Origin of the sequence: Pseudomonas sp. 3HC3 (genome assembly GCF_044904505.1) — a bacterium.
Classification (GTDB): domain Bacteria; phylum Pseudomonadota; class Gammaproteobacteria; order Pseudomonadales; family Pseudomonadaceae; genus Aquipseudomonas; species Aquipseudomonas putida_Y.
On the sequence record NZ_JADDRH010000011.1, the window covers coordinates 1 to 19,489 of the forward strand.

Consider the following 19,489-nt stretch of genomic DNA (forward strand, 5'->3'; position numbering starts at 1 on the left):
GCGCATTGATGTAGGAGCGGGTTTACCCGCGAATACGGTAGCGGCGGCAACGGTGAACGGCCAGGGGCATTGGCCAGCAGGCCCGGCCCTTTCGCGGGTGAACCCGCTCCTACGACGGTCTGCGCATTGATGTAGGAGCGGGTTTACCCGCGAATACGGTAGCGGCGGCAACGGTGAACGGCCAGGGGCATTGGCCAGCAGGCCCGGCCCTTTCGCGGGTGAACCCGCTCCTACGACGGTCTGCGCATCGGTATAGGAGCGGGCTTGCCCGCGAAGAGGCCGGCGGATTCAATAGATGCCTGTCAGGATTTGGGCGGATGAATGATCCGTTCGATCTTGTCCTTGATCAGCAACCTTTCCTTGCGCAGGCGGTTGACGGCCTCGTCGTTGGTACCGTTGCCTTCGGCGGCGACCACCTCCTTGTCCTTGGCGTTGTACTCCTTGTGCAGTTTGTGCAGGTCCTGATCCTTGTCAATGAGCGCCTGGAATGCATCAGCGGTAACGTGCAGGTCAGCGAGCAGATCATGCGGAACTGGCATTTCTTCACCTCTGTCAGGGTTGTCGGTAAGGCTCTGATCACTGAGGATAGCTGTCTTTGCGCAGGCTTGTGGCGGCTGCCCAGGCTGAATGGCAGCTGAATGATTTTGAGATTATTTGTAAAAGACGCACCTTCACGAAATTGTTACCGTCTTTTTCACAAAAATTTGATGGTGCCCTTTCTAGAGTTCGCCCAACTTTCCCACGGTGCCTTCTGGCCTGGGGGGTGAAAATCACTCTTGATTGCGAACGCTGATGCTCAACTTCAAATCCCTGCGGACTGAATGGGTCACGCTGCTGGCCAGTCTTTACCTTCTGATCGGCTTCAACATGTTCCTCTGGGAGCACCTGCAAGCGGTGGTTCCTGCCGGCCTGTCGGGGTTGTGGCTAAGCCTGGCGTTTGCCGTGCTGATGCTCTTCGCCTTCAATCTGATCCTCACGTTACTTGCATTCCGGTATGTATTGAAGCCGGTACTTATCGTGTTGTTCATGAGTAGCGCAGGCGTGGCTTACTTCATGAACCAGTACGGCGTACTTATTGATACCGGCATGTTTCGTAATATGGCCGAGACCAATATTGCGGAAGTGCGCGACTTGATGTCGTTCAAGTTTGCCGCATATATCCTGCTGCTGGGTGTGCTGCCTTCGGTGCTGCTGTGGAAGGCGAAGATCGCTTACCGCCCCTGGCACCGCGAGCTGCTGGGCAAGTTGGTGGTCAGTGGCGCCTGTGTAGTGACCATTGGCTCGGTCGCGTTGGTCAATTATCAGGGGCTGTCGTCGCTGTTTCGCAATCACCATGAACTGCGCCTGATGCTCACCCCCAGCAATATCGTCGGGGCTTCCATTGGTTATGTCAGCGAGCGTGTCGGTACGGCCTCGCGCCCGTTCCAACATTATGGCGAAGATGCCAAGCGTGATGCGGCCTGGCAAAAACATGAGCGCAAGTCGCTGACCGTGCTGGTGGTCGGGGAAAGTGCCCGGGCAGACCATTTCGGCGTGCTGGGCTATGACCGCGATACCACGCCGAATCTCGCCAAGGAACAGGGCCTGCTGGCGTTTTCCGACGTGCACTCGTGTGGTACGGAAACGGCGGTTTCGGTGCCTTGCATGTTCTCGGGCATGAAGCGCAGGGACTACGATGCCCGGGTAGCGAAAAACCGTGAAGGGCTGTTGGACATTCTCCAGCGTGCCGGCCTGGCCGTGCAGTGGCGTGACAACCAGTCGGGCTGCAAAGGCACCTGCGATCGCGTGCAGTTCATCGATGTCAGCAACCTCAAGGATCCGCAACTGTGCGCCAATGGTGAATGCCATGACCAGATCCTGCTGCAAGGCCTGGACGCGCTGATCGACAACCTCGACAAGGACACCGTGCTGGTGCTGCACCAGATGGGCAGCCACGGCCCCGAGTACTTCAAGCGCTACCCCAGTGACGACGAGCGCTTCACCCCGGTGTGCCAAAGCAACGCGTTGAACCAGTGCAGCAAGGAGGAAATCATCAACGGGTATGACAACACCCTTGCTTACACCGACAAGGTGCTGGCCTCGCTGATCGATACCCTGCGCAGCAAGCAAGACAAGGTCGACACGGCGATGATCTACCTGTCCGACCACGGCGAGTCGCTGGGTGAGTACAACCTGTTCCTGCACGGTACGCCGTACGCCATCGCTCCCGAGCCGCAGAAGCATGTGCCGCTGCTGACCTGGTTCTCTGACAGCTACAAGGAGGACTTCGGCGTCGATACCGACTGCCTGGCCCGGCTCAGCGATGCCCCGCTGTCCCAGGACAACCTGTTCCACTCGATGCTTGGCTTGTTGCAGGTACACACTGAACTCTACCAGCAGTCGCTGGACATGTTCGCCAGTTGCCGGCCCTGGCTGGCGGCCAAGCGCTGAAGCCAGTCGCGTGTCATGCAAGCTTGCGCGGTCCCTGTGGGGCGGGCAAGCCCGCGAACCCGGGCCAAGCCCGTGCCATACACCGTGCTGCCTTCTTCGCGGGCGCGCCCGCTCCCACAGGGTGGACTGCTCCCGAAAAGCTGGACAGTTTCACCAGCAGTGCCCGCGCCGTATATACTGCGCGCCAATGTTAGTGGGAGAGCCTTGTGGCCATCGAAATTCACTGGATCCGTGACGACCAGAGCCTGGCCGAACACTGCCGCGACTGGCACCAGTTGCCCTTCGTCGCCGTCGACACCGAATTCATGCGGGTCGACACCTTCTACCCGAAAGCCGGGCTGATTCAGATCGGCGACGGCCAACGCGCCTTCCTGATCGACCCGCTGCTGATCGGCAACTGGCAACCCTTGGCCGACCTGCTGGAAGACAGCGGTGTGGTCAAGGTGCTGCACGCTTGCAGCGAAGACCTTGAAGTGCTGCTGCGCCTGACCGGCAAGCTGCCTCAACCGCTGTTCGACACTCAGCTGGCCGCCGGTTACCTGAACCTGGGCTTCTCCATGGGCTATTCGCGCCTGGTGCAGGAAGTGCTGGGCATCGAATTGCCCAAAGGCGAAACCCGCTCTGACTGGCTGCAACGCCCGCTCTCGGAAACCCAGGTCAGCTACGCTGCCGAAGATGCCGTGCACCTGGCCGAGCTGTTCACCGTGCTGCGCCCGCGGCTGAGTGACGACAAGTACGCCTGGGTGCTGGAAGACGGCGCCGAGCTGGTGGCTGCGTTGCGCCGTGAAGTCGAGCCCGAAAGCCTGTACCGCGACGTCAAGCTGGCCTGGAAGCTGGCGCCTCAACAACTGGCAGTGCTGCGTGAGCTGTGCGCCTGGCGCGAGCGCGAGGCGCGCAACCGCGATGTACCGCGCAATCGTATCCTCAAGGAGCACTCGCTGTGGCCCATGGCCAAGAGCCAGCCGAACAACCTGTCGGCCTTGGCCAAGATCGACGAGATGCACCCGCGCACCATTCGTCAGGACGGTGAGTTCCTCATCCAGCTGATCAAGCGCGCCGCCAGCCTGCCTGCCGAGCAATGGCCAGCGCCCTTGCCCGAGCCGCTGCCGATCGAGGCTGCCGGCCTCCTCAAGCAGTTGCGTGCCATCGGCCAGGCCGAAGGCGAGCGCCTGGGGATTGCGCCCGAGCTGATGCTGCGCAAGAAAACCCTGGAAGCGCTGCTCAAGAGCGGCTACCCCAATGGCCCTTATAAACTGCCCGATTCGTTGCGCGGCTGGCGCCGTGAGCGCATGGGCCAGGCCCTGCTGGACAACCTGGCAGGTGCCGGAGAAACCCGATGAAACGCATTTGCTCGATCTACAAGAGCCCACGCAAGAACGAAATGTACCTGTACGTGCTCAAGGCTGACGGCCTGGAGCGCGTGCCTGAAGGCCTGCTGCCGTTTTTCGGCACCCCCGTTCACGCTTTCGACCTGGTGCTCAGCCCTGAGCGCAAGCTGGCCCGCGAGGACATCAGCAAGGTGCTGGAGAACCTCGAAAGCCAAGGCTACCACCTGCAGATGCCGCCGCTGGAAGATGAGTACATCGAGCACCTGCCCGAAGAGCTGCTGCGCCGTAACGACCCCGTCTGACCATGCGCGTACTGATTGCTGAGCATGACCATGCTCGATACGCCGAGCTTTTGCGCGCAGCCGCGCCTGAAGTGGAAGTTCTGACCAGCGGCGACTCTGCCGAACTCGCCCGCCAGGCACCGCAGTGCCCGGTGTGGCTGGGCCAGCCGGACTTGCTGGCAAGTCTGCTGCGCCAAGGCCATAAGCCTGCCTGGATGCAGTCGACATGGGCCGGTATCACGCCGTTGTTGGCCGATGGCTTGCCGCGTGATTACCGCCTGAGCCGGGCAGTGGGTATCTTCGGGCAGGTGATGGCCGAATACATGCTCACCTATATGCTAGGGCATGAGCGTGAGGTGCTGTCGCGCCTGGTCAGCCAGGTCGAGCGGCGTTGGGATGACCACCCGGGGCGCAGCCTGGAAGGGCGCAAGGTACTCATTGTGGGTGTAGGCGAAATTGGTCAGCGTGTGGCCGAGTTCCTGCAGCCGTTTGGTGTAGAGCTTTACGGGGTCGCCAGCAGCGCCCGTGAGCAGGCGCCGTTCGTCGAGGTGGCGGCGCTGGTCGACCTGCCGCGCATGGTCGGCCAGGTCGATTACGTGCTGAACCTGCTGCCCGATACCCCGGCGACTCATGACCTGTATGACGCAGCGCTGTTCAAGTGCTTCCAGCCCTCGGCCTTGTTCATCAACGCCGGCCGTGGTGTGGCGGTGGTCGATGCCGATCTGGTTGAGGCGCTGAAGGCGGGCCATCTGGCCGGTGCGGTGATCGATGTGTGCCGCCAGGAGCCGTTGCCCAAGCAACACCCGTTCTGGACCGCCTGGGGCTTGCTGCTGACCGGGCACAGCTCGGCGCCCACCTCGCCGTCGGCGATGGTGCGCTTGTTTGCGGAGAATGTGCGAGCGTATGCGGCGGGGCAGGGGTTGCGTGGCGAAGTCGATTTCGCCCGGGGCTACTGATTGCTGTGGCCTGTACCGGCCTCTTCACGGTTGAACCCACTCCTGCACAAGGTGATGATACCCCCGTAGGAGCGGGCTTGCCCGCAAAGAGGCCAGCACTGCCAATACAAACCTTACAGGTTGAAATCACCTTCGGCAGCCAGCTCGCTCAGCGGCTTGCGCGGGCTTGGCACTTCACGCGCCTGCAGCGCTTCATCCAGGCTGGCCTTGTCACCCAGCTTGCCGATCGCCACCATGGCATGCAGTACGTAACCTTCGGGAATCTTCAGCTCCTGACGTGCCAGGTCCTGATCGAAGCCGGCCATGCCATGGGTATGCCAGCCGCTGATGCTGGCCTGCAGGGCCAGGTGCCCCCAGGCAGAGCCCGTGTCGAAGGTGTGCCATAGCGCCGGTTTTTCTTCCGTAGCGCCCGGGGCCGCGAAGGTGGTCTTTGAAATGACCAGCACCAGCGCCGACGCTTGTTGCGCCCAGCTGCGATTGAACGGTACCAGCAGGCTCAGGTAACGCTCCCAGTTCGGCGTGTCACGGCGGGCATACAGGAAGCGCCAAGGCTGCGAATTATAGGCCGAAGGTGCCCAGCGGGCGGCTTCGAGGAAGCTCAGCAGGGTTTCTTCGCTGATCGGCTCGGCGGTGAAGGCGCGTGGTGACCAGCGGTTGATGAACTGCTCGTTGATGGCGTAATCGGCAATGCGGGGGGTGGCGCTCATGGCGGCTCCTGCAAATGGACGGGAAAAGCGCACGCTACTGCGTGTCGTCGCGACTGACAAGCGGTCTGGCTTTGCCGAAGCCCAGGCTCTAGACTGGCGCCGCCGCGCGCCGTGGCCCCCAAGATGAATGCAGGAACCCCGTGTGATGATCGCTGAAAACGCGCCGTTCTGGCGGCGTAAGACCCTCGAACAACTCAGCCAGCAAGAGTGGGAGTCGCTGTGCGATGGCTGCGGCCTGTGCTGCCTGCAAAAGCTCGAGGATGAAGACGACAACAGCGTCTATTACACCCGCATCGCCTGCAAGTTGCTGGACCTGGATACGTGCCAGTGCAGTGACTACCCCAACCGCTTCGCCCAAGTGCCGGACTGCATCCAGCTTACCCCGGGCAAGGCCGACCAGTTCAAGTGGCTGCCAAGTACCTGCGGTTACCGTCTGATCAGTGAGGGCAAGGACTTGCCGGCCTGGCATCACCTGGTCTGTGGCGATCGCCAACAGGTCCATGAACAGCGCATTTCACAGTCGGGGCGTATGCTCAGTGAACACGATGTGCACGAAGACGACTGGGAAGACCACCTGATCTTCCGCGCCAGCTGACCGGCGCGGCCCGCTGCCCCGGGGAAACAAGGAGTTTCTGTATGCGTTGCCAGCTGTTGTTGCTGTTGGGCCTGATGGCCAGTTCGCCGGCCTGGGCGAAAAAGGTCGACCTCGACTACCAGGTGCGTTTGCTGCCTGCCAGTGGCCAGGCTGAAGTGCGCGTTACATTGGCCGAAGGCAGCGTAGTGCGCAGCCTGGACTTCGACCTGAGCAAGGCCGGGGCTTATAGCGGCTTCCAGACTGATGGGCAATGGCAACTGAAGGGGCAGCGTGGCATATGGCAGCCAGCGGCCGGCAAGACCAGCCTTAGCTACCGCGTGCAACTGGACCAGAAGCTGGCCAGCGGCGCCTATTCATCACGTGTCACCCCGCACTGGGCACTGTTCCTCGGCGACCAGTTGATACCACCTGCGCGCCTCGACCAGCAGGACGGTACCGAGCTGGTGGCGCGCCTGGCTTTCGACCTGCCCGAGGGCTGGAGGAGCATCGAAACGTCCTGGCCGCGCATTGGCAAGGGGAAGTTTCGCATCGACAACGTGTCGCGTCTGTTCGATCGCCCGACCGGCTGGATGCTTGCCGGCGACCTGGGCAGCCGCCGCGCTCGCCTGGGCGAGACCGAAGTGACCGTGGCCGCGCCGGTGGGGCAGGGCATGCGGCGCATGGACAACCTGACCTTGCTCACATTCGTCTGGCCACAACTACAAGCTGTGTTCCCACGTAACCCGCCCAAGCTGCTTTTGGTCGGGGCGCGTGACGGCATGTGGCGAGGGGCTATGGCTGCGCAGGGCTCGTTGTACCTGAACAGTGCCCGGCCCATGGTCAGCGAAAACGGCAATAGCCCGTTGCTGCGCGAACTGGTGCAACTGTTCGCGCAGATTCACGGGCGTGACAACAGTGACTGGCTGGTAGGAAGCCTGACCGATTATTACGCCAACGAGTTGCTACGCCGCTCGGGCGGGATGAGTGACGACCGCTACCAGGTCTGGCAGGCGCGCCTGAGCAAGCAGGGCGCCAAGGTCAACCGGCTCAAGGGTGAGCGCGCCAGTCCGGCGCAGGTGGCCCGTGGCGTGATGCTGTTGCAGGCGTTGGACAAGGAAATCCGCATTCACACCCAGGCCAAGCGTTCGTTGGACGATGTGGTGCGTGGGCTGATGCGCCTGCCCAGCGTCAGTACCGAAGACTTTGTGCAGATCAGCGAGAACGTGCTGGGTCGGCGTTCCGATGTGCTGCAGAGCAAGGTGCTGCACTAGGCATCCCTGCGCCTGACAATCGGCAGGGCGGCATCGTCTGCAAGTCGCATTTCAAGCGTATCAAGTCGTACCTGGAATACACCGCCGAGCAGAAACTCAGCATTGTTCACGGGGCGAAACCGAGGAGGGGGAGCGTGCAGCCAACCATCGTCGGCAACGTTGATCGCGACAACCCATGGTTTGTCGAGGCAATGTTCGGCCCGGTTTCGGTGCTGTTCTGACGGAGCTCAGCACTCGGTCGCCCTGTGTTGGCAGGTCTGTCCTGCCGCCGCAGTGGCGGCCTTTTTATTTGAACTTGGGCCCCGAGCGGGTATTCAGCCCCTTGGCCAAGCGGTCGTACAGCACCACATTCACCGTTGCCGCCAGGTTCATGCAGCCCTCGGTTGGTATGTAGATTGTTTCCTCACACCATCCCCGCACCTCTTCGCTCAACGAGCCATCCTCTGGCCCGAAGATGTAAATGGCCCGGTCCGGATGGGTGTAGTCCGGCAATGGCCGCGCTCCCTCCACCAGTTCCACCGCCACTGGCGTGCAGCCCAGCGGGATAATGCGCTGCAGGTCGTCGATGCCGATCAGCGGGATGTCGTAGTGCACGCGTTTGGTGTCGGTGACGAAGTCACGCGCGCGCTCATAGCGTTTGCCCGTGTAGAACACCGAATTGACGCCATAGCAGCCCGCGGCGCGCATCACAGAGCCGACGTTTTCTGCCGACTTGGGGTTGAACAGGCCGATGCAGCTGTATCGTTTGTTTGCCACGTACCGGGGCCCTTCGCGAAAAAAAGCGCGATTATACGGGCTGCCCGGTAGCAGCGGGGGGCGAATCGATGGTCAGTCTTTCTTCAGCATGCCCGCCAGCCCGGCAAACGGGTTGTGCGTGGCCTTGGCAATGCTCGGGGTGCTGGTGGAGCCTTCGCTGAAGTACTGCTGGTCGGTGTAGCGCGAGTGCTCGTTGTCGTGGCAGTACAGGCACAGCAGCTCCCAGTTGGAGCCGTCCTGAGGATTGTTGTCGTGGTTGTGGTCACGGTGATGCACGGTCAGTTCGCTCAGGCGCTTGCCGGCGAACTCGCGGGCGCAGCGGCCGCACACGTGCGGGTACATTCTCAGGGCCTTGTCGCGGTAGCCCATTTCCTTGTCGCGCTTGGCATCGGCCAGGATGCGGTCGAGGCGCGCGGTAGCGGCGGCAGAAGAGGTGGAGCTCATGGTGTTTCCTTTGTTCTGATCAGGCAGGTGACGGTTATGCCATTGAGTCTAGCGCGCTTGCAGGTCAGGCGGACAGGCGAAAGCGTTGATTTAGGCGTAGCCTGTAGAAAGGTTCCCGACAGGAGGTTGCTGATGTTTCATGCGATCCTCGCCGCGCTGTTGATGGCTGGCCTGCCTCTGGCAGAAGCTGCCAGCACGCCACCTCGACTCAATACGCCAGTGCCTGGTGCACCGGGTACGCCCACGCCCACGCCATACCCGCAGATAACTCCGAGTACACCGCCCAAGGCTTATGACAGTCAGCCGGGGGCGCCGTTGTTGCCGCCGATGCCAGTGCCCGGCCCGCCGAAGGACCAGCCATTGCCCGGGTTGCGGCCGGAGCCGCCGAAGCCGCCGGCCCAGAATGATTGAGCATGAGCGGCCCACGCCGTCATCATGTTGGAGCAACTGTCTTGCTCAATTTCTGAAAGCTGGCGCGAACCGTGTGGGAGCGGGCTTGCCCGCGAACACGGGCGAAGCCCGTGCCATCCACCACGGTGTTGGCTTCGCGGGCTTGCCCGCTACCACAGCGATCGCGCGGGTGCTCAAACCTGGGTTTAGGCAATACCTAGCTCGCCGAACACGAACGCATACTCCAGCGCCACATCTTTCAACCCTTGGTACCGCCCGCTCATCCCACCATGCCCAGCCCCCATCTCGGTCTTGAGCAGCAGCAGGTTGCTGTCGGTCTTGAGCGTGCGCAACTTCGCCACCCATTTGGCGGCTTCCCAATACTGCACGCGGCTGTCGTTGTAGCCCGCCACCACCAGCATCGCCGGGTAGGCCTGCGCTTTCAGATTCTCGTACGGCGCATAAGCCTTGATCCGTTCATACACCTCTGGCTCTTCAGGGTTGCCCCATTCGTCGTACTCGGTCACGGTCAGCGGCAGGTCCGGGTCGAGCATGGTGTTGAGCACGTCGACGAATGGCACCTCGGCAATGGCGCAGCGGAACAGTTCCGGGCGCAGGTTGAGCACCGCGCCGATCAGCAGGCCGCCGGCACTGCCACCACTGATGGCCAGGCGGTCGGCAGCCGTCACGCCCTGGCTGATCAGGTGCTCGGCGCAGGCAATGAAGTCGCTGAACGTGTTGTGCTTGTGCTCCTGCTTGCCGGCGCGGTACCAGGCCTCCCCCAGTTCACCGCCACCCCGCACATGGGCGATGGCAAAGGCCACGCCACGTTCCAGCAGGCTCAGGCGCGCATGCGAGAACCAGGGGTCGAGGCTTTCGCCATAGGCGCCATAACCGTAAAGGTACAGTGGCACGGTCTTGCCCAGGTCCTGGCGGCGGCGTACCAGGCTGATTGGCACCTGGGTGCCGTCCGCCGCGGTTGCCCACAGGCGCTCACTGACATAGTCATCGGCATCGAATGCACCGAGCACCGGGGTTTGTTTCAGCACCACCTGGGCGCCCGTGGACAACGCCAGTTGGCGCACCTGGGCCGGGCGGTTGAGCGCTTCGTAGCGCAAGCGTATGCGAGTGCTGGCAAACTCAAGGCTGTCCTGCACGTACAGGCTGTAGGCGGCATCTGGCAGCTCGACGCGGTAGGCCGGCAAACCCTGCGGGCGTACTTCGATGATTGGCAGGCCGCCTTCGCGCAGGCTCAGGGTCAGGGCACCGCTATTCAGGCTGAGGCCTTCGAGCATGACCGCTTCGCGGTGCGCCACCAGCACCTGCCACTGTTCGCGGCTTGGCACTGGCGCGACTGGCGCCTGGTACAGGGCGAAGTTGATGCCATCCTGGTTGGTGCGGATGAACCAGCGCCACTGGCCGTCGAGCTGGCCATGGTCGGGGAAGTATTCGTGGCCTTCGATGCGCGGCGCCAGGCAGGTGAACGGCGCCTGCGGGGTTTCGGCGTCCAGTACCCAGGCCTCGCTGGTGGTCTTGCTGTTCAGCAGCAGTACCAGCTGGCGCTCGGAACTGGTGCGGTAGCAGTGCAGGAAGAAACGCCCGTCCGGCTCTTCGAACACGGTTTGCGCGGCGTTGGTACCCAAGGTGTGGCGACGCAGGCGCCATGGGCGGTGGGTGTCGTCCAGCTCAGCGAAGAACAGCGTCTGGCTGTCGTTGGCCCAGGTCAGGCTACCGTCGCAGTCGTCGAAGGGCAGGGTAGTGACACTGCCACTGGCCAGGTCTTTGACGTACAGGGTATAGATTTCGTCGCCGCTGGTGTCGAGGCTGTAGGCCAGCAGGCGGTGGTCGGGGCTGACGTTGAACGCGCCGAGGGAAAGGAAACCGCCGTTGGCCAGGGCGTTGGGGTCGAGCAGCAGCTGCTCCTGGTTTTCATCGACGGTGTTCGAGTCGTCGGCGGGGCGTGGGCAGCGGTAGTGACGCGGGTATTCGTCGCCGGCGGTGGTGCGGGTGTAGTACAGGTAGGGGCCCCAGGGCGCCGGCAGTGACAGGTCGGTCTCCAGGATGCGGCCCTTGATCTCTTCGAACAGTTGCTCACGCAACGGGGCCTGGTCGGCCAGGCAGGCTTCCTGGTAGGCGTTTTCAGCTTGCAGGTAGGCGAGGACCTCTGGGGTGTCGCGCTGTTGCAGCCAGGCATACGGGTCGGTTGCCTGGTCGGCTTGGGCAATCGGGGGTTGGGGCTTGGTTGGCATTGAAGGTCTCTTGATTGGAGTTGCCTGTGCCGGCCTCTTCGCGGGTAAACCCGCTCCTACAGGGATCGCACCGAGGTAGGAGCGGGTTTACCCGCGAAGAGGCCGGCACAGGCAAACACTGTCTGCACCCGGAAAAGTGTTTATCATAGGCAACTCTTTGCCTGGCTTGCACGAACACCATGACCGAAAACGACTACACCTTCGCCTGGGGCCTGTACGCAGTGGCCGCCTTAGGGTGCCTGTTGGTGGGCTTCAAGCTCACCGGCTGGATGTGGCGCTGGCTGCGCGAACCGCTACGGGTGGTGCTGGCGGTACTGCTCCTGACCCCGACCATCGTCGACCCGGTCAAGGACAGCTTCGCCCCGGCAATCGCCATCACTGTGCTGGATGTTGCCTTCAAGGTCGGCAACAACGCCTGGCGCGCTGTGTCCGACTTTGCCATGTACGGCATGATCGCCTTCGGCCTGTACTTCCTCTTCGTCTTGCTGCGCTGGCCGTTGGAAAAACGCGCGCGCGCACGCCGTGAACAGGCCGAAGCCGCTACCAAGCGTCAGCTGGCCGAGGATGATCAGCTCGGCGCCCAGGTGCCGCTGGCTGCCGAGCGCAGCGACCGGTACCGTGACGACTCGCCGCCAGCCGCTGCGCGTGGCGCAGGCCGGGTCGAGCCTCGTCTGTAAACGGAGACACGCCTGTGTGCGAACTGCTGGGCATGAGTGCCAACGTTCCTACCGACATCGTTTTCAGCTTCACTGGCCTGATGCAGCGGGGCGGGCGTACCGGCCCGCACCGTGACGGCTGGGGTATAGGCTTTTACGAAGGCCGCGGCCTGCGCCTGTTCCAGGACCCGGCTGCGAGCAGCGAGTCGGAAGTGGCCAACCTCGTGCAGCGCTACCCGATCAAAAGCGAAGTGGTGATTGGTCATATCCGTCAGGCCAATGTCGGCAGGGTGTGCCTGTCCAACACCCACCCGTTCGTGCGGGAAATGTGGGGCCGCAACTGGTGCTTCGCGCACAACGGCCAGCTGGGTGACTTCAAGGGCCTGGCCAGTTTCTACCGGCCAGTGGGTGACACCGACAGCGAAGCGGCCTTCTGTGACCTGCTCAACCGCATCCGCAGCGCTTTCCCCGAACCGGTGCCGGTGGAACAGCTGCTGCCAGTGCTGGTCGAAGCCTGTGCCGGCTACCGTGGTCAGGGCGTATTCAACTGCATGCTCAGCGACGGCGACTGGCTGTTCTGCTTTTGCTCGACCAAGCTGGTGCACATTACCCGCCGTGCGCCATTTGGTGCCGCACGTTTGAAGGATGTCGACCTGATCGTCGATTTTCATACCGAAACCACCCCCAACGACGTGGTCACGGTGATTGCCACCGAGGCCCTGACCGAGAACGAGACCTGGCACCGCTACGCGCCGGGTCAGTGGGCCCTGTGGCGGCACGGCGAGTGCGTGGCGCACGGCCAGAGCTAAGGACGCTGCATGTTCAGAAGTTACCTGCGATTGCTGTTGTTTACCTTCGGCCTGCTGGCCGGTATCCAGGTCCCGGGGTTGGTCAAGGACTATAGCCAGCGGGTCGAGGCGCACCTGTTCGAATCGCGCGAGGCGCTCGATGGGTTCCGGCAAACGGCCGAGCGCTTTTTCAAGGGCGACTTGCAGGCGCTGCTGCAGCACTACCGCAGCAGCGACGACCCGGTGTTCAACAGTGACGCCAACAGCATCGAAAGCCTGATGATCCGCAACGAACTGCTGGAAAACGAATGGCAGGTGCTGCAAGGGTCATGGGCCGAGCGTACCTGGCATGTGCTGGTGCAGGCCGACCCGCAGTTGCGCGAAGAAACCCTCAATGGCTACAGCTACCAGATTCTGCTAGTGCCCGAGGCGATCGGCTGGGGTGTGGGTGCCGGTTTTGTGCTGGCCTTTGTGGTCGAAAGCCTGTTGCTGGGGATTGGCTGGCTGATCCTGGGCGGGCGGCGCAGGGTGGTGAAAGAGAGCTGGCGCTAAGTTCTGCTGTACCTGTACCGGCCCTTTCGCGGGCTTGGCCGCTCCCACAGGATTATCACAGGCCTGGCGGGTGTGGGAGCGGGCGAGCCCGCGAAAGGGCAGGTACAGACAGAGACCGTCGTTCAGACCAGCACGATCCGCTGCCCACCCACATCCCGCGCATACCGCTCCAGCACCTGCCGGCAAACCCCAACCACCTCATCTACCAACACCACCCCGGTCTGCCACGCCACCACCAGCTCCAGGCTCGGCGGCGGCTGCAACCCTTCCAGCAGCACCAGCTCGCCCCGTCCCAACTCGGCATCCACCAGCGCCGGCGGTAGCGCGCCAATGCCAAAACCGTCGCGCAACAGCCGGGTAATCGCCGCCACCGAGTTCACGCAATTCAACCGCGGCGCCTCTGCTCCCGCAGTCTGCAGCAAGGTCAGTACCTCCTGGTGCGGCCGTGAATTCTTCGAGAAGGTGATGATGCGCTCGCGCCCAAGTTCGGCCAGCGACGCATAGTCCCGGTGCTGGTGGGCGCCTGCGGCCACCACCCAGCCCATTGGGTAGCGCGCCAGGTCGAGGCTGCGGATCGATTGCTCGCGTAGCAAGTCGGTCTGCAAAATCACGTCAAGAAAGCCCTTTTGCAACTGTTCGCGCAAGTTCAGCGCGGTGTCGGCCACCAGCTCGATTTCCACCTGCGGGTAGCGCTCGCTCAACTCCGCCACCAGTGCGCTCATCCAGGTATGGATCACAGTGTCCATCACCCCGATGCGAATGCGTCCGACCTTGGCCCGGTCGCTGTCCAGCGACTGCTTCATGGCCTTGGCGGTTTCCAGCATGCGTTCGGCGTATTCCAGCACCTTGCCGCCCTCCGGGGTCAGGCTGACCCCGCGGGAGTCGCGCAGCAGTAGCTTCACGCCCAGGTCAGCCTCCAGTGCGGCAATACGGCTGGATACCGAAGCCTGGGTGGTGAACAGCTTTTCTGCGGTCAGGCGGAAGCTCTTGAGCCGGGCGACCCAGACGAAGGTTTCGAGGAAGCGAAGGTTCATGATCAGTTTTTCTTGTTCCAGACCGGCGGTTTTTTTCGTTGGACGCAGGCGAGGCGGCCTCTGAACAATGGCGCCCAGGCCGCGACGCTTTATGTCGCCCATAAAACAATACCAACAAGCCGAGGCAACCATGAACCCCACCGGCGTGCAGCAGCAGGTCAGTTCCTTCCGTTCGACCGGGCCTTTCGCCTGGTACCGCGACATCGACAAACAGCAACGACGTACCTTCTGGAGCTGCAAGATCGGCTATGGCCTGGACGGCATGGACACGCAGATGCTCAGCTTCGTCATCCCTACGCTGATCATGCTGTGGGGGCTCACCACCACCGAAGCCGGCTTGATCCACACCAGCACGCTGATCGCCTCCGCTGCAGGAGGCTGGGTGGCCGGTATCCTCTCCGACCGCATCGGCCGTGTGCGTACCCTGCAACTGACGGTGTTGTGGTTCGCCTTCTTCACCTTCCTGTGTGGCTTCGCTCAGAACTACGAGCAACTGCTGATTGCCCGAACCCTGATGGGCTTTGGCTTCGGTGGCGAGTGGACCGCCGGCGCGGTGTTGATCGGCGAGGTGATCCGCGCCCAGGACCGCGGCAAGGCGGTCGGCATGGTGCAGTCCGGTTGGGCAATTGGCTGGGGCCTCACGGCCATCCTCTATGCGCTGCTGTTCTCTTGGCTGCCGGCAGAGCAGGCCTGGCGTGCGTTGTTCCTGCTGGGGCTGGTACCGGCGGTTTTCGTGATCTTCGTTCGCCGCTTGGTCAAGGACCCTGAGGTGTATCGTAAGGCCAAGGCAGTGGAAAACGCCGAGGCCCCTTCGCGTTTCTACGAAATCTTCGCGCCGGGCATGCTCTGGACCACCGTTCGGGCATCCCTGCTGACCACCGGCGCGCTCGGCGGTTACTACGCCATCACCTCGTGGCTGCCAACCTTCCTGAAGAACGAGCGCGGCCTGAGTGTGCTGGGCACGGGTGGCTATCTGGCCATGGTGATCGTCGGCTCGTACGTGGGCTATGTGGTCAGCGCTTATCTGTCCGACCTGCTGGGGCGCAAGAAGAACTTCATCCTGTTCGCCGTGGGCTCTTTCGTCATTGTGCTGTTGTACACGCAGATGCCGGTCAGCGATGGCGTGATGCTGTGGCTGGGCCTCCCGCTGGGCTTTTTCGCCTCGGGTATCTTCAGTGGCATGGGCGCGTTTCTGACCGAACTGTTCCCTACGCGCATTCGGGGTTCGGGGCAGGGCTTCTGCTACAACATCGGCAAGGTCATAGCCGCGCTGTTCCCGTTGATGATCGGCATGCTCGGCCAGAATGTTCCGCTGGGCCTGGGTATCGGCGTGTTTTCTGCGGTGTCCTACGGCATTGTGATCGTGGCGGCCTTGAGCTTGCCGGAAACCCGCGGCAAACAGCTGCAGGCGCGGTAAGGTAGGCATATGCACAACGACAAGGGAGACCGCGTGGTGGAACGCCTGCTACTCAATTGCGACATGGGTGAGAGTTTCGGCAGCTGGCGCATGGGCCTGGATGCCGAGGTCATGCCTTACATCGATTGTGCCAACATCGCCTGCGGCTACCACGCCGGTGACCCCGGTATCATGCGTCGCACGGTGACGTTGGCGCTGGAGCACGGGGTGACTATCGGCGCTCATCCGGCCTACCCGGACCTGGTCGGCTTTGGCCGCCGTTCCATGGCCTGCAGCCCGGAAGAAATCCGTGACCTGCTGCATTACCAGATCGGTGCGCTGGATGGCATCTGCAAAGTGCTGGGTGGTCGCGTGGCCTATGTGAAGCCCCATGGCGCGCTGTACAACGACATGATGGCCGACCCGCTCAAGCTGCGTACCGTGCTGGAGGCCGTAGCGGCCTATGACAGCCACCTGCCGTTGATGCTGATGGCCACCGCCGACAACCGAGCCGCCCAGGCACTGGGCGATGAAGTTGGCGTGCCGCTGTGGTTCGAGGCGTTCGCAGACCGCGCATACACCGCCAGCGGCCATCTGCTGTCGCGGCGCCTGCCGGGCGCGGTGCATCACGACCCGGCGCGGGTGGTGGAGCAGGCTGTGCGTCTGGCCCGAGGCGAAACGCTGGTGGCTGACGATGGCAGTGCCTTGCAGCTTGCCGCCCGCACTCTCTGCGTGCATGGCGACAACGACAGTTCGGTGGCGGCGGTGCGGCAGATTCGCCAGGCCCTCGATGGGCTGGAGGCGTGATGAAGCCGCGAATCGAAGTGGTCGCCATCGACAGCCTGATGGTACGCCTGTTCGACCGTATCGATGAGGCCAACATGCCATGGATGCTCGCCGCCAGCCGGCGCTTGAGCGCGGCGTTCGGCGAGCACTTGCTGGATCTGGTGCCGTCCTACACCACGCTGATGGTGCAGTCTGCCCTGCCGCCGGGCGAGGCGAGGGCGCGAATCGCTCAGGCGCTGGACGGCTTGCAGCCTGACACCGGCAGTGGCGGCCGCCGACACGAGATCCCGGTGTGGTACGACGTCAGTGTCGGCCCCGAGCTGCCTGTGCTGGCGGCCCGCAGCGGCTTGAGTGAAGCCGAGATTGTTCGCTTGCATTGCGAGCGTGATTACCCGGTGTTTGCCTTGGGCTTCGCACCTGGTTTCGGCTTCATGGGCCTGGTCGATGAGCGCCTGGCCAGCCCTCGTCTGAGTACCCCGCGCAAGCGCGTGGCGGCGGGCAGCGTGGGCATTGCCGAGCGTCAGACGGCGGCGTATCCGGCAGTATCGCCGGGTGGCTGGAACCTGATCGGGCGCACCCCGGTGCGGTTGTTCGACCGTGAGCGTGAGGGTTACAGCCTCTTGCAACCCGGTGACCGGGTGCGCTTTGTGCCGGTTTCGCGCAGTGAATTCCTGGCCATGGGTGGTGATGTGGAGGCGCAGGGATGAAGCAGTTGAGGATCGAGGCCAGTACGCCGTTGTGCCAGTTACAGGATGCCGGGCGCTTTGGCGTGCGCCACCTTGGCGTGACCCAGGGTGGGGCGCTGGACTGGGTAGCGATGCACTGGGCCAACTGGCTGCTGGGCAACCCGTTGGGGGCGCCAGTGGTCGAGGTGGCGCTGGGTGGTTTTTGCGTGGTGGCCGAACAGGATTGCGTGCTGGCCCTGGCCGGTGCCGACCTGGATGCCTGGGTCGATGATCAGCCCTTGGCGCCATGGCGCAGCTTTGCCCTGGGCAAGGGGCAGCGCTTGACCCTGAAGCAGCCAAAACGGGGCGTGCGCGCGTACCTGGCGGCACCTGGCGGGTTTCAGGGCAAGGATGTGCTAGGCAGTTGTGCCACCGTGGTACGTGAAGCACTGGGTGGCATCGATGGCCAGGGTGCTGCGCTGGCTAAAGACCAGGCATTAGCTTTTACCAGTAGCAAAACAACCCTGCGCGAAGTGCCGCAAGCGTTGCGCCCGCAGTTTGCCAAAAAGCCGGTGCTCGACCTGGTGATAGGCGCGCAGATCGGTGAATTCAGCGGTACCAGCCTGTTCGAAGCGTTCAACAGTGACTGGACGCTGGACAGCCGGGCCGACCGCATGGGCGTTCGCTTACTGGGACCACAGCTGGTCTACCAAGGCGCGCCAATGATTTCTGAAGGGATTCCGCTGGGGGCTGTGCAGGTTCCACCGGACGGGCAGCCGATCGTGTTGCTCAATGACCGGCAGACCATTGGTGGGTACCCGCGGCTGGGCGCGCTGACGCCGCTGGCGCTGGCGCAACTGGCGCAATGCATGCCGGGGGCTTCTGTGCGGTTCAGGGCGGTGGTGCAGGACGAGGCCTGGCGGGCGCAGCAGGATTACCTGAACCGTTGGCGGTAGAACGGGCGGCCTCTTCGCGGGTAAACCCGCTCCTACACAAGTCTTGTGCATGCCTTGACGGCGATGTTGGAGCGGGCAACCTCACTTGGACAAGTAGCGCATCCCGTCCTCCAACCCTTGCAGGGTCAGCGGATACATCTTGTCCTCGATCAGGTCCCGCACCAGATGGGTCGACGCGGTGTATTCCCAGGCCTGCTTGGGGTAAGGGTTGATCCAGATGATTTTCTTGAATTTTTCCATGAAGCGCTGGATCCACACATACCCGGCTTCTTCGTTCCAGTGCTCCACGCTGCCACCCGGCTGGGTGATCTCGTAGGGCGCCATGGCCGCGTCACCGACGAACACCACCTTGTAGTCATCGCCATACTTGTGCAGCAGGTCGAAGGTGGAAAAACGCTCGGACGTGCGGCGCAGGTTGTTCTTCCACACCGACTCATAGACGCAATTGTGGAAGTAGTAATACTCCAGGTGCTTGAACTCGGTCTTGCAGGCCGAGAACAGCTCTTCGCAGACTTTGACGTGCGCATCCATCGAGCCGCCAATGTCGAACAGCAACAGCAGTTTCACGGTGTTGCGCCGTTCAGGGCGCATCTGGATGTTCAGCAACCCGGCATCCCGCGCGGTGTGGTCGATGGTGCCGTCGATGTCGAGCTCTTCGGCGGCGCCTTCGCGGGCGAACTTGCGTAGCCGACGCAGGGCCAGCTTGATGTTGCGGGTGCCCAGCTCGACCTGGTCATCGAGGTTCTTGTACTCGCGTTGGTCCCAGACTTTTACCGCCTTGCCCTGACGCTTGCCGGCGTCACCGACGCGGATGCCCTCGGGGTTGAAACCGCCCGAGCCGAATGGGCTGGTGCCACCGGTACCAATCCACTTGTTGCCGCCAGCGTGGCGCTCCTTTTGCTCTTCGAGGCGTTTCTTGAATGCCTCGATAAGCTTGTCCAGGCCGCCCAGCGACTGGATCTGCGCGCGCTCTTCATCGGTCAGCGAGCGCTCGAACTCTTTGCGCAGCCAGTCTTCAGGAATCAGCGCCTCAATGTGCCGGTCGAGGTTTTCCAGGCCCTTGAAATAGGCTGCGAAGGCACGGTCGAACTTGTCGAAGTGGCGTTCGTCCTTTACCAGGATGGCGCGGGCGAGGTAGTAGAACTCGTCCATGTCGGCAAACACCACGCGCTTTTGCAAGGCCTGGTGCAGGTCGAGCAGCTCACGCACCGAAACCGGCACCTTGGCCGCACGCATCTCATTGAACAGATTGAGCAGCATGGCCCTGCTC

Annotated in this window: 22 protein-coding genes; 15 read left to right on the forward strand and 7 right to left on the reverse strand. The window is 62.8% G+C overall.

The features are described 5' to 3' along the window. Nucleotides 1-302: 302 nt before the first annotated feature. Nucleotides 303-539, reverse strand: coding sequence for a YdcH family protein (locus INQ47_RS15920; RefSeq protein ID WP_016391913.1), 237 nt, complete (start codon nucleotides 537-539; stop codon nucleotides 303-305). Nucleotides 540-792: 253 nt separating this feature from the next. Here INQ47_RS15920 and INQ47_RS15925 point away from each other — a divergent pair, with 253 nt between their 5' ends. From INQ47_RS15925 to INQ47_RS15940, 4 genes are all read left to right on the forward strand, one after another. After that, a complete protein-coding gene (locus tag INQ47_RS15925) occupies nucleotides 793-2,430 on the forward strand; it encodes a phosphoethanolamine transferase (protein ID WP_404702081.1) in 1,638 nt (545 codons plus the stop codon). Nucleotides 2,431-2,636: 206 nt separating this feature from the next. After that, nucleotides 2,637-3,770, forward strand: a complete 1,134-nt coding sequence (gene rnd, locus INQ47_RS15930) for a ribonuclease D (RefSeq protein ID WP_404702082.1) — start codon at nucleotides 2,637-2,639, stop codon at nucleotides 3,768-3,770. Continuing rightward, a complete protein-coding gene (locus INQ47_RS15935; RefSeq protein WP_021783370.1) occupies nucleotides 3,767-4,060 on the forward strand; it encodes a YcgL domain-containing protein in 294 nt (97 codons plus the stop codon). Before rnd ends, INQ47_RS15935 begins: the two co-directional genes overlap by 4 nt. 2 nt (nucleotides 4,061-4,062) lie before the next feature. Continuing rightward, nucleotides 4,063-4,995, forward strand: coding sequence for a D-2-hydroxyacid dehydrogenase (locus INQ47_RS15940; RefSeq protein WP_404702083.1), 933 nt, complete (start codon nucleotides 4,063-4,065; stop codon nucleotides 4,993-4,995). Nucleotides 4,996-5,108: 113 nt separating this feature from the next. Here INQ47_RS15940 and INQ47_RS15945 read toward each other — a convergent pair whose 3' ends face one another. Continuing rightward, nucleotides 5,109-5,702, reverse strand: coding sequence for a nitroreductase family protein (locus INQ47_RS15945; RefSeq protein ID WP_404702084.1), 594 nt, complete (start codon nucleotides 5,700-5,702; stop codon nucleotides 5,109-5,111). Between the two features lie 145 nt (nucleotides 5,703-5,847). On the opposite strand from INQ47_RS15945, the gene INQ47_RS15950 reads away from it, so the two are divergent. The 3 genes from INQ47_RS15950 to INQ47_RS15960 are packed head-to-tail and all read left to right on the forward strand — an operon-like array spanning nucleotide 5,848 to nucleotide 7,768. Continuing rightward, complete coding sequence (locus INQ47_RS15950; RefSeq protein ID WP_404702085.1) at nucleotides 5,848-6,297, forward strand: YcgN family cysteine cluster protein; 450 nt, start codon at nucleotides 5,848-5,850, stop codon at nucleotides 6,295-6,297. Nucleotides 6,298-6,338: 41 nt separating this feature from the next. After that, entirely contained in the window at nucleotides 6,339-7,547 is a 1,209-nt protein-coding gene (locus INQ47_RS15955; RefSeq protein WP_404702086.1) for a hypothetical protein, read from the forward strand. A 2-nt stretch (nucleotides 7,548-7,549) separates the two neighbouring features. Further along, complete coding sequence (locus INQ47_RS15960; RefSeq protein WP_289711653.1) at nucleotides 7,550-7,768, forward strand: aldehyde dehydrogenase family protein; 219 nt, start codon at nucleotides 7,550-7,552, stop codon at nucleotides 7,766-7,768. A 64-nt stretch (nucleotides 7,769-7,832) separates the two neighbouring features. Here the strand turns inward: INQ47_RS15960 and INQ47_RS15965 are convergent, their stop codons facing one another. Both INQ47_RS15965 and INQ47_RS15970 read right to left on the reverse strand, forming a co-directional pair. After that, entirely contained in the window at nucleotides 7,833-8,303 is a 471-nt protein-coding gene (locus tag INQ47_RS15965) for an RNA methyltransferase (RefSeq protein ID WP_003254677.1), read from the reverse strand. A 72-nt stretch (nucleotides 8,304-8,375) separates the two neighbouring features. Further along, entirely contained in the window at nucleotides 8,376-8,747 is a 372-nt protein-coding gene (locus tag INQ47_RS15970; RefSeq protein ID WP_003254676.1) for a YajD family HNH nuclease, read from the reverse strand. A 132-nt stretch (nucleotides 8,748-8,879) separates the two neighbouring features. Between INQ47_RS15970 and INQ47_RS15975 the strand changes: the two genes are divergently transcribed. Beyond that, the gene (locus INQ47_RS15975; protein WP_103462157.1) at nucleotides 8,880-9,158 is read left to right on the forward strand and encodes a hypothetical protein; all 279 of its coding nucleotides are present in this window, start codon (nucleotides 8,880-8,882) and stop codon (nucleotides 9,156-9,158) included. 185 nt (nucleotides 9,159-9,343) lie between these two features. Here INQ47_RS15975 and INQ47_RS15980 read toward each other — a convergent pair whose 3' ends face one another. Beyond that, entirely contained in the window at nucleotides 9,344-11,386 is a 2,043-nt protein-coding gene (locus INQ47_RS15980) for a S9 family peptidase (protein ID WP_404702087.1), read from the reverse strand. 179 nt (nucleotides 11,387-11,565) lie between these two features. Here INQ47_RS15980 and INQ47_RS15985 point away from each other — a divergent pair, with 179 nt between their 5' ends. From INQ47_RS15985 to INQ47_RS15995, 3 genes are read left to right on the forward strand one after another with little or no spacing between them, the layout of a single operon-like run. After that, nucleotides 11,566-12,063 (forward strand): MFS transporter, encoded by a 498-nt coding sequence (locus INQ47_RS15985; RefSeq protein ID WP_252461632.1) that lies wholly within the window; start codon nucleotides 11,566-11,568, stop codon nucleotides 12,061-12,063. 14 nt (nucleotides 12,064-12,077) lie between these two features. Next, the gene (locus tag INQ47_RS15990) at nucleotides 12,078-12,851 is read left to right on the forward strand and encodes a class II glutamine amidotransferase (protein WP_003254671.1); all 774 of its coding nucleotides are present in this window, start codon (nucleotides 12,078-12,080) and stop codon (nucleotides 12,849-12,851) included. 9 nt (nucleotides 12,852-12,860) lie between these two features. After that, complete coding sequence (locus INQ47_RS15995; RefSeq protein WP_003254669.1) at nucleotides 12,861-13,382, forward strand: DUF2937 family protein; 522 nt, start codon at nucleotides 12,861-12,863, stop codon at nucleotides 13,380-13,382. 122 nt (nucleotides 13,383-13,504) lie between these two features. Here INQ47_RS15995 and INQ47_RS16000 read toward each other — a convergent pair whose 3' ends face one another. After that, complete coding sequence (locus tag INQ47_RS16000) at nucleotides 13,505-14,416, reverse strand: LysR family transcriptional regulator (protein ID WP_252461631.1); 912 nt, start codon at nucleotides 14,414-14,416, stop codon at nucleotides 13,505-13,507. A gap of 130 nt (nucleotides 14,417-14,546) precedes the next feature. On the opposite strand from INQ47_RS16000, the gene INQ47_RS16005 reads away from it, so the two are divergent. From INQ47_RS16005 to INQ47_RS16020, 4 genes are read left to right on the forward strand one after another with little or no spacing between them, the layout of a single operon-like run. Further along, nucleotides 14,547-15,833, forward strand: a complete 1,287-nt coding sequence (locus tag INQ47_RS16005; protein WP_021783380.1) for an MFS transporter — start codon at nucleotides 14,547-14,549, stop codon at nucleotides 15,831-15,833. Between the two features lie 9 nt (nucleotides 15,834-15,842). Beyond that, a complete protein-coding gene (locus tag INQ47_RS16010) occupies nucleotides 15,843-16,619 on the forward strand; it encodes a 5-oxoprolinase subunit PxpA (RefSeq protein ID WP_404702088.1) in 777 nt (258 codons plus the stop codon). Next, nucleotides 16,619-17,305, forward strand: coding sequence for a 5-oxoprolinase subunit PxpB (gene pxpB, locus INQ47_RS16015; protein WP_404702089.1), 687 nt, complete (start codon nucleotides 16,619-16,621; stop codon nucleotides 17,303-17,305). The genes INQ47_RS16010 and pxpB overlap by 1 nt, the downstream gene beginning before the upstream one ends. Then, nucleotides 17,302-18,219, forward strand: coding sequence for a biotin-dependent carboxyltransferase family protein (locus INQ47_RS16020; protein WP_404702090.1), 918 nt, complete (start codon nucleotides 17,302-17,304; stop codon nucleotides 18,217-18,219). The genes pxpB and INQ47_RS16020 overlap by 4 nt, the downstream gene beginning before the upstream one ends. An 81-nt stretch (nucleotides 18,220-18,300) precedes the next feature. Here INQ47_RS16020 and INQ47_RS16025 read toward each other — a convergent pair whose 3' ends face one another. After that, nucleotides 18,301-19,479 (reverse strand): VWA domain-containing protein, encoded by a 1,179-nt coding sequence (locus INQ47_RS16025; RefSeq protein WP_252461628.1) that lies wholly within the window; start codon nucleotides 19,477-19,479, stop codon nucleotides 18,301-18,303. Nucleotides 19,480-19,489: the final 10 nt, after the last annotated feature.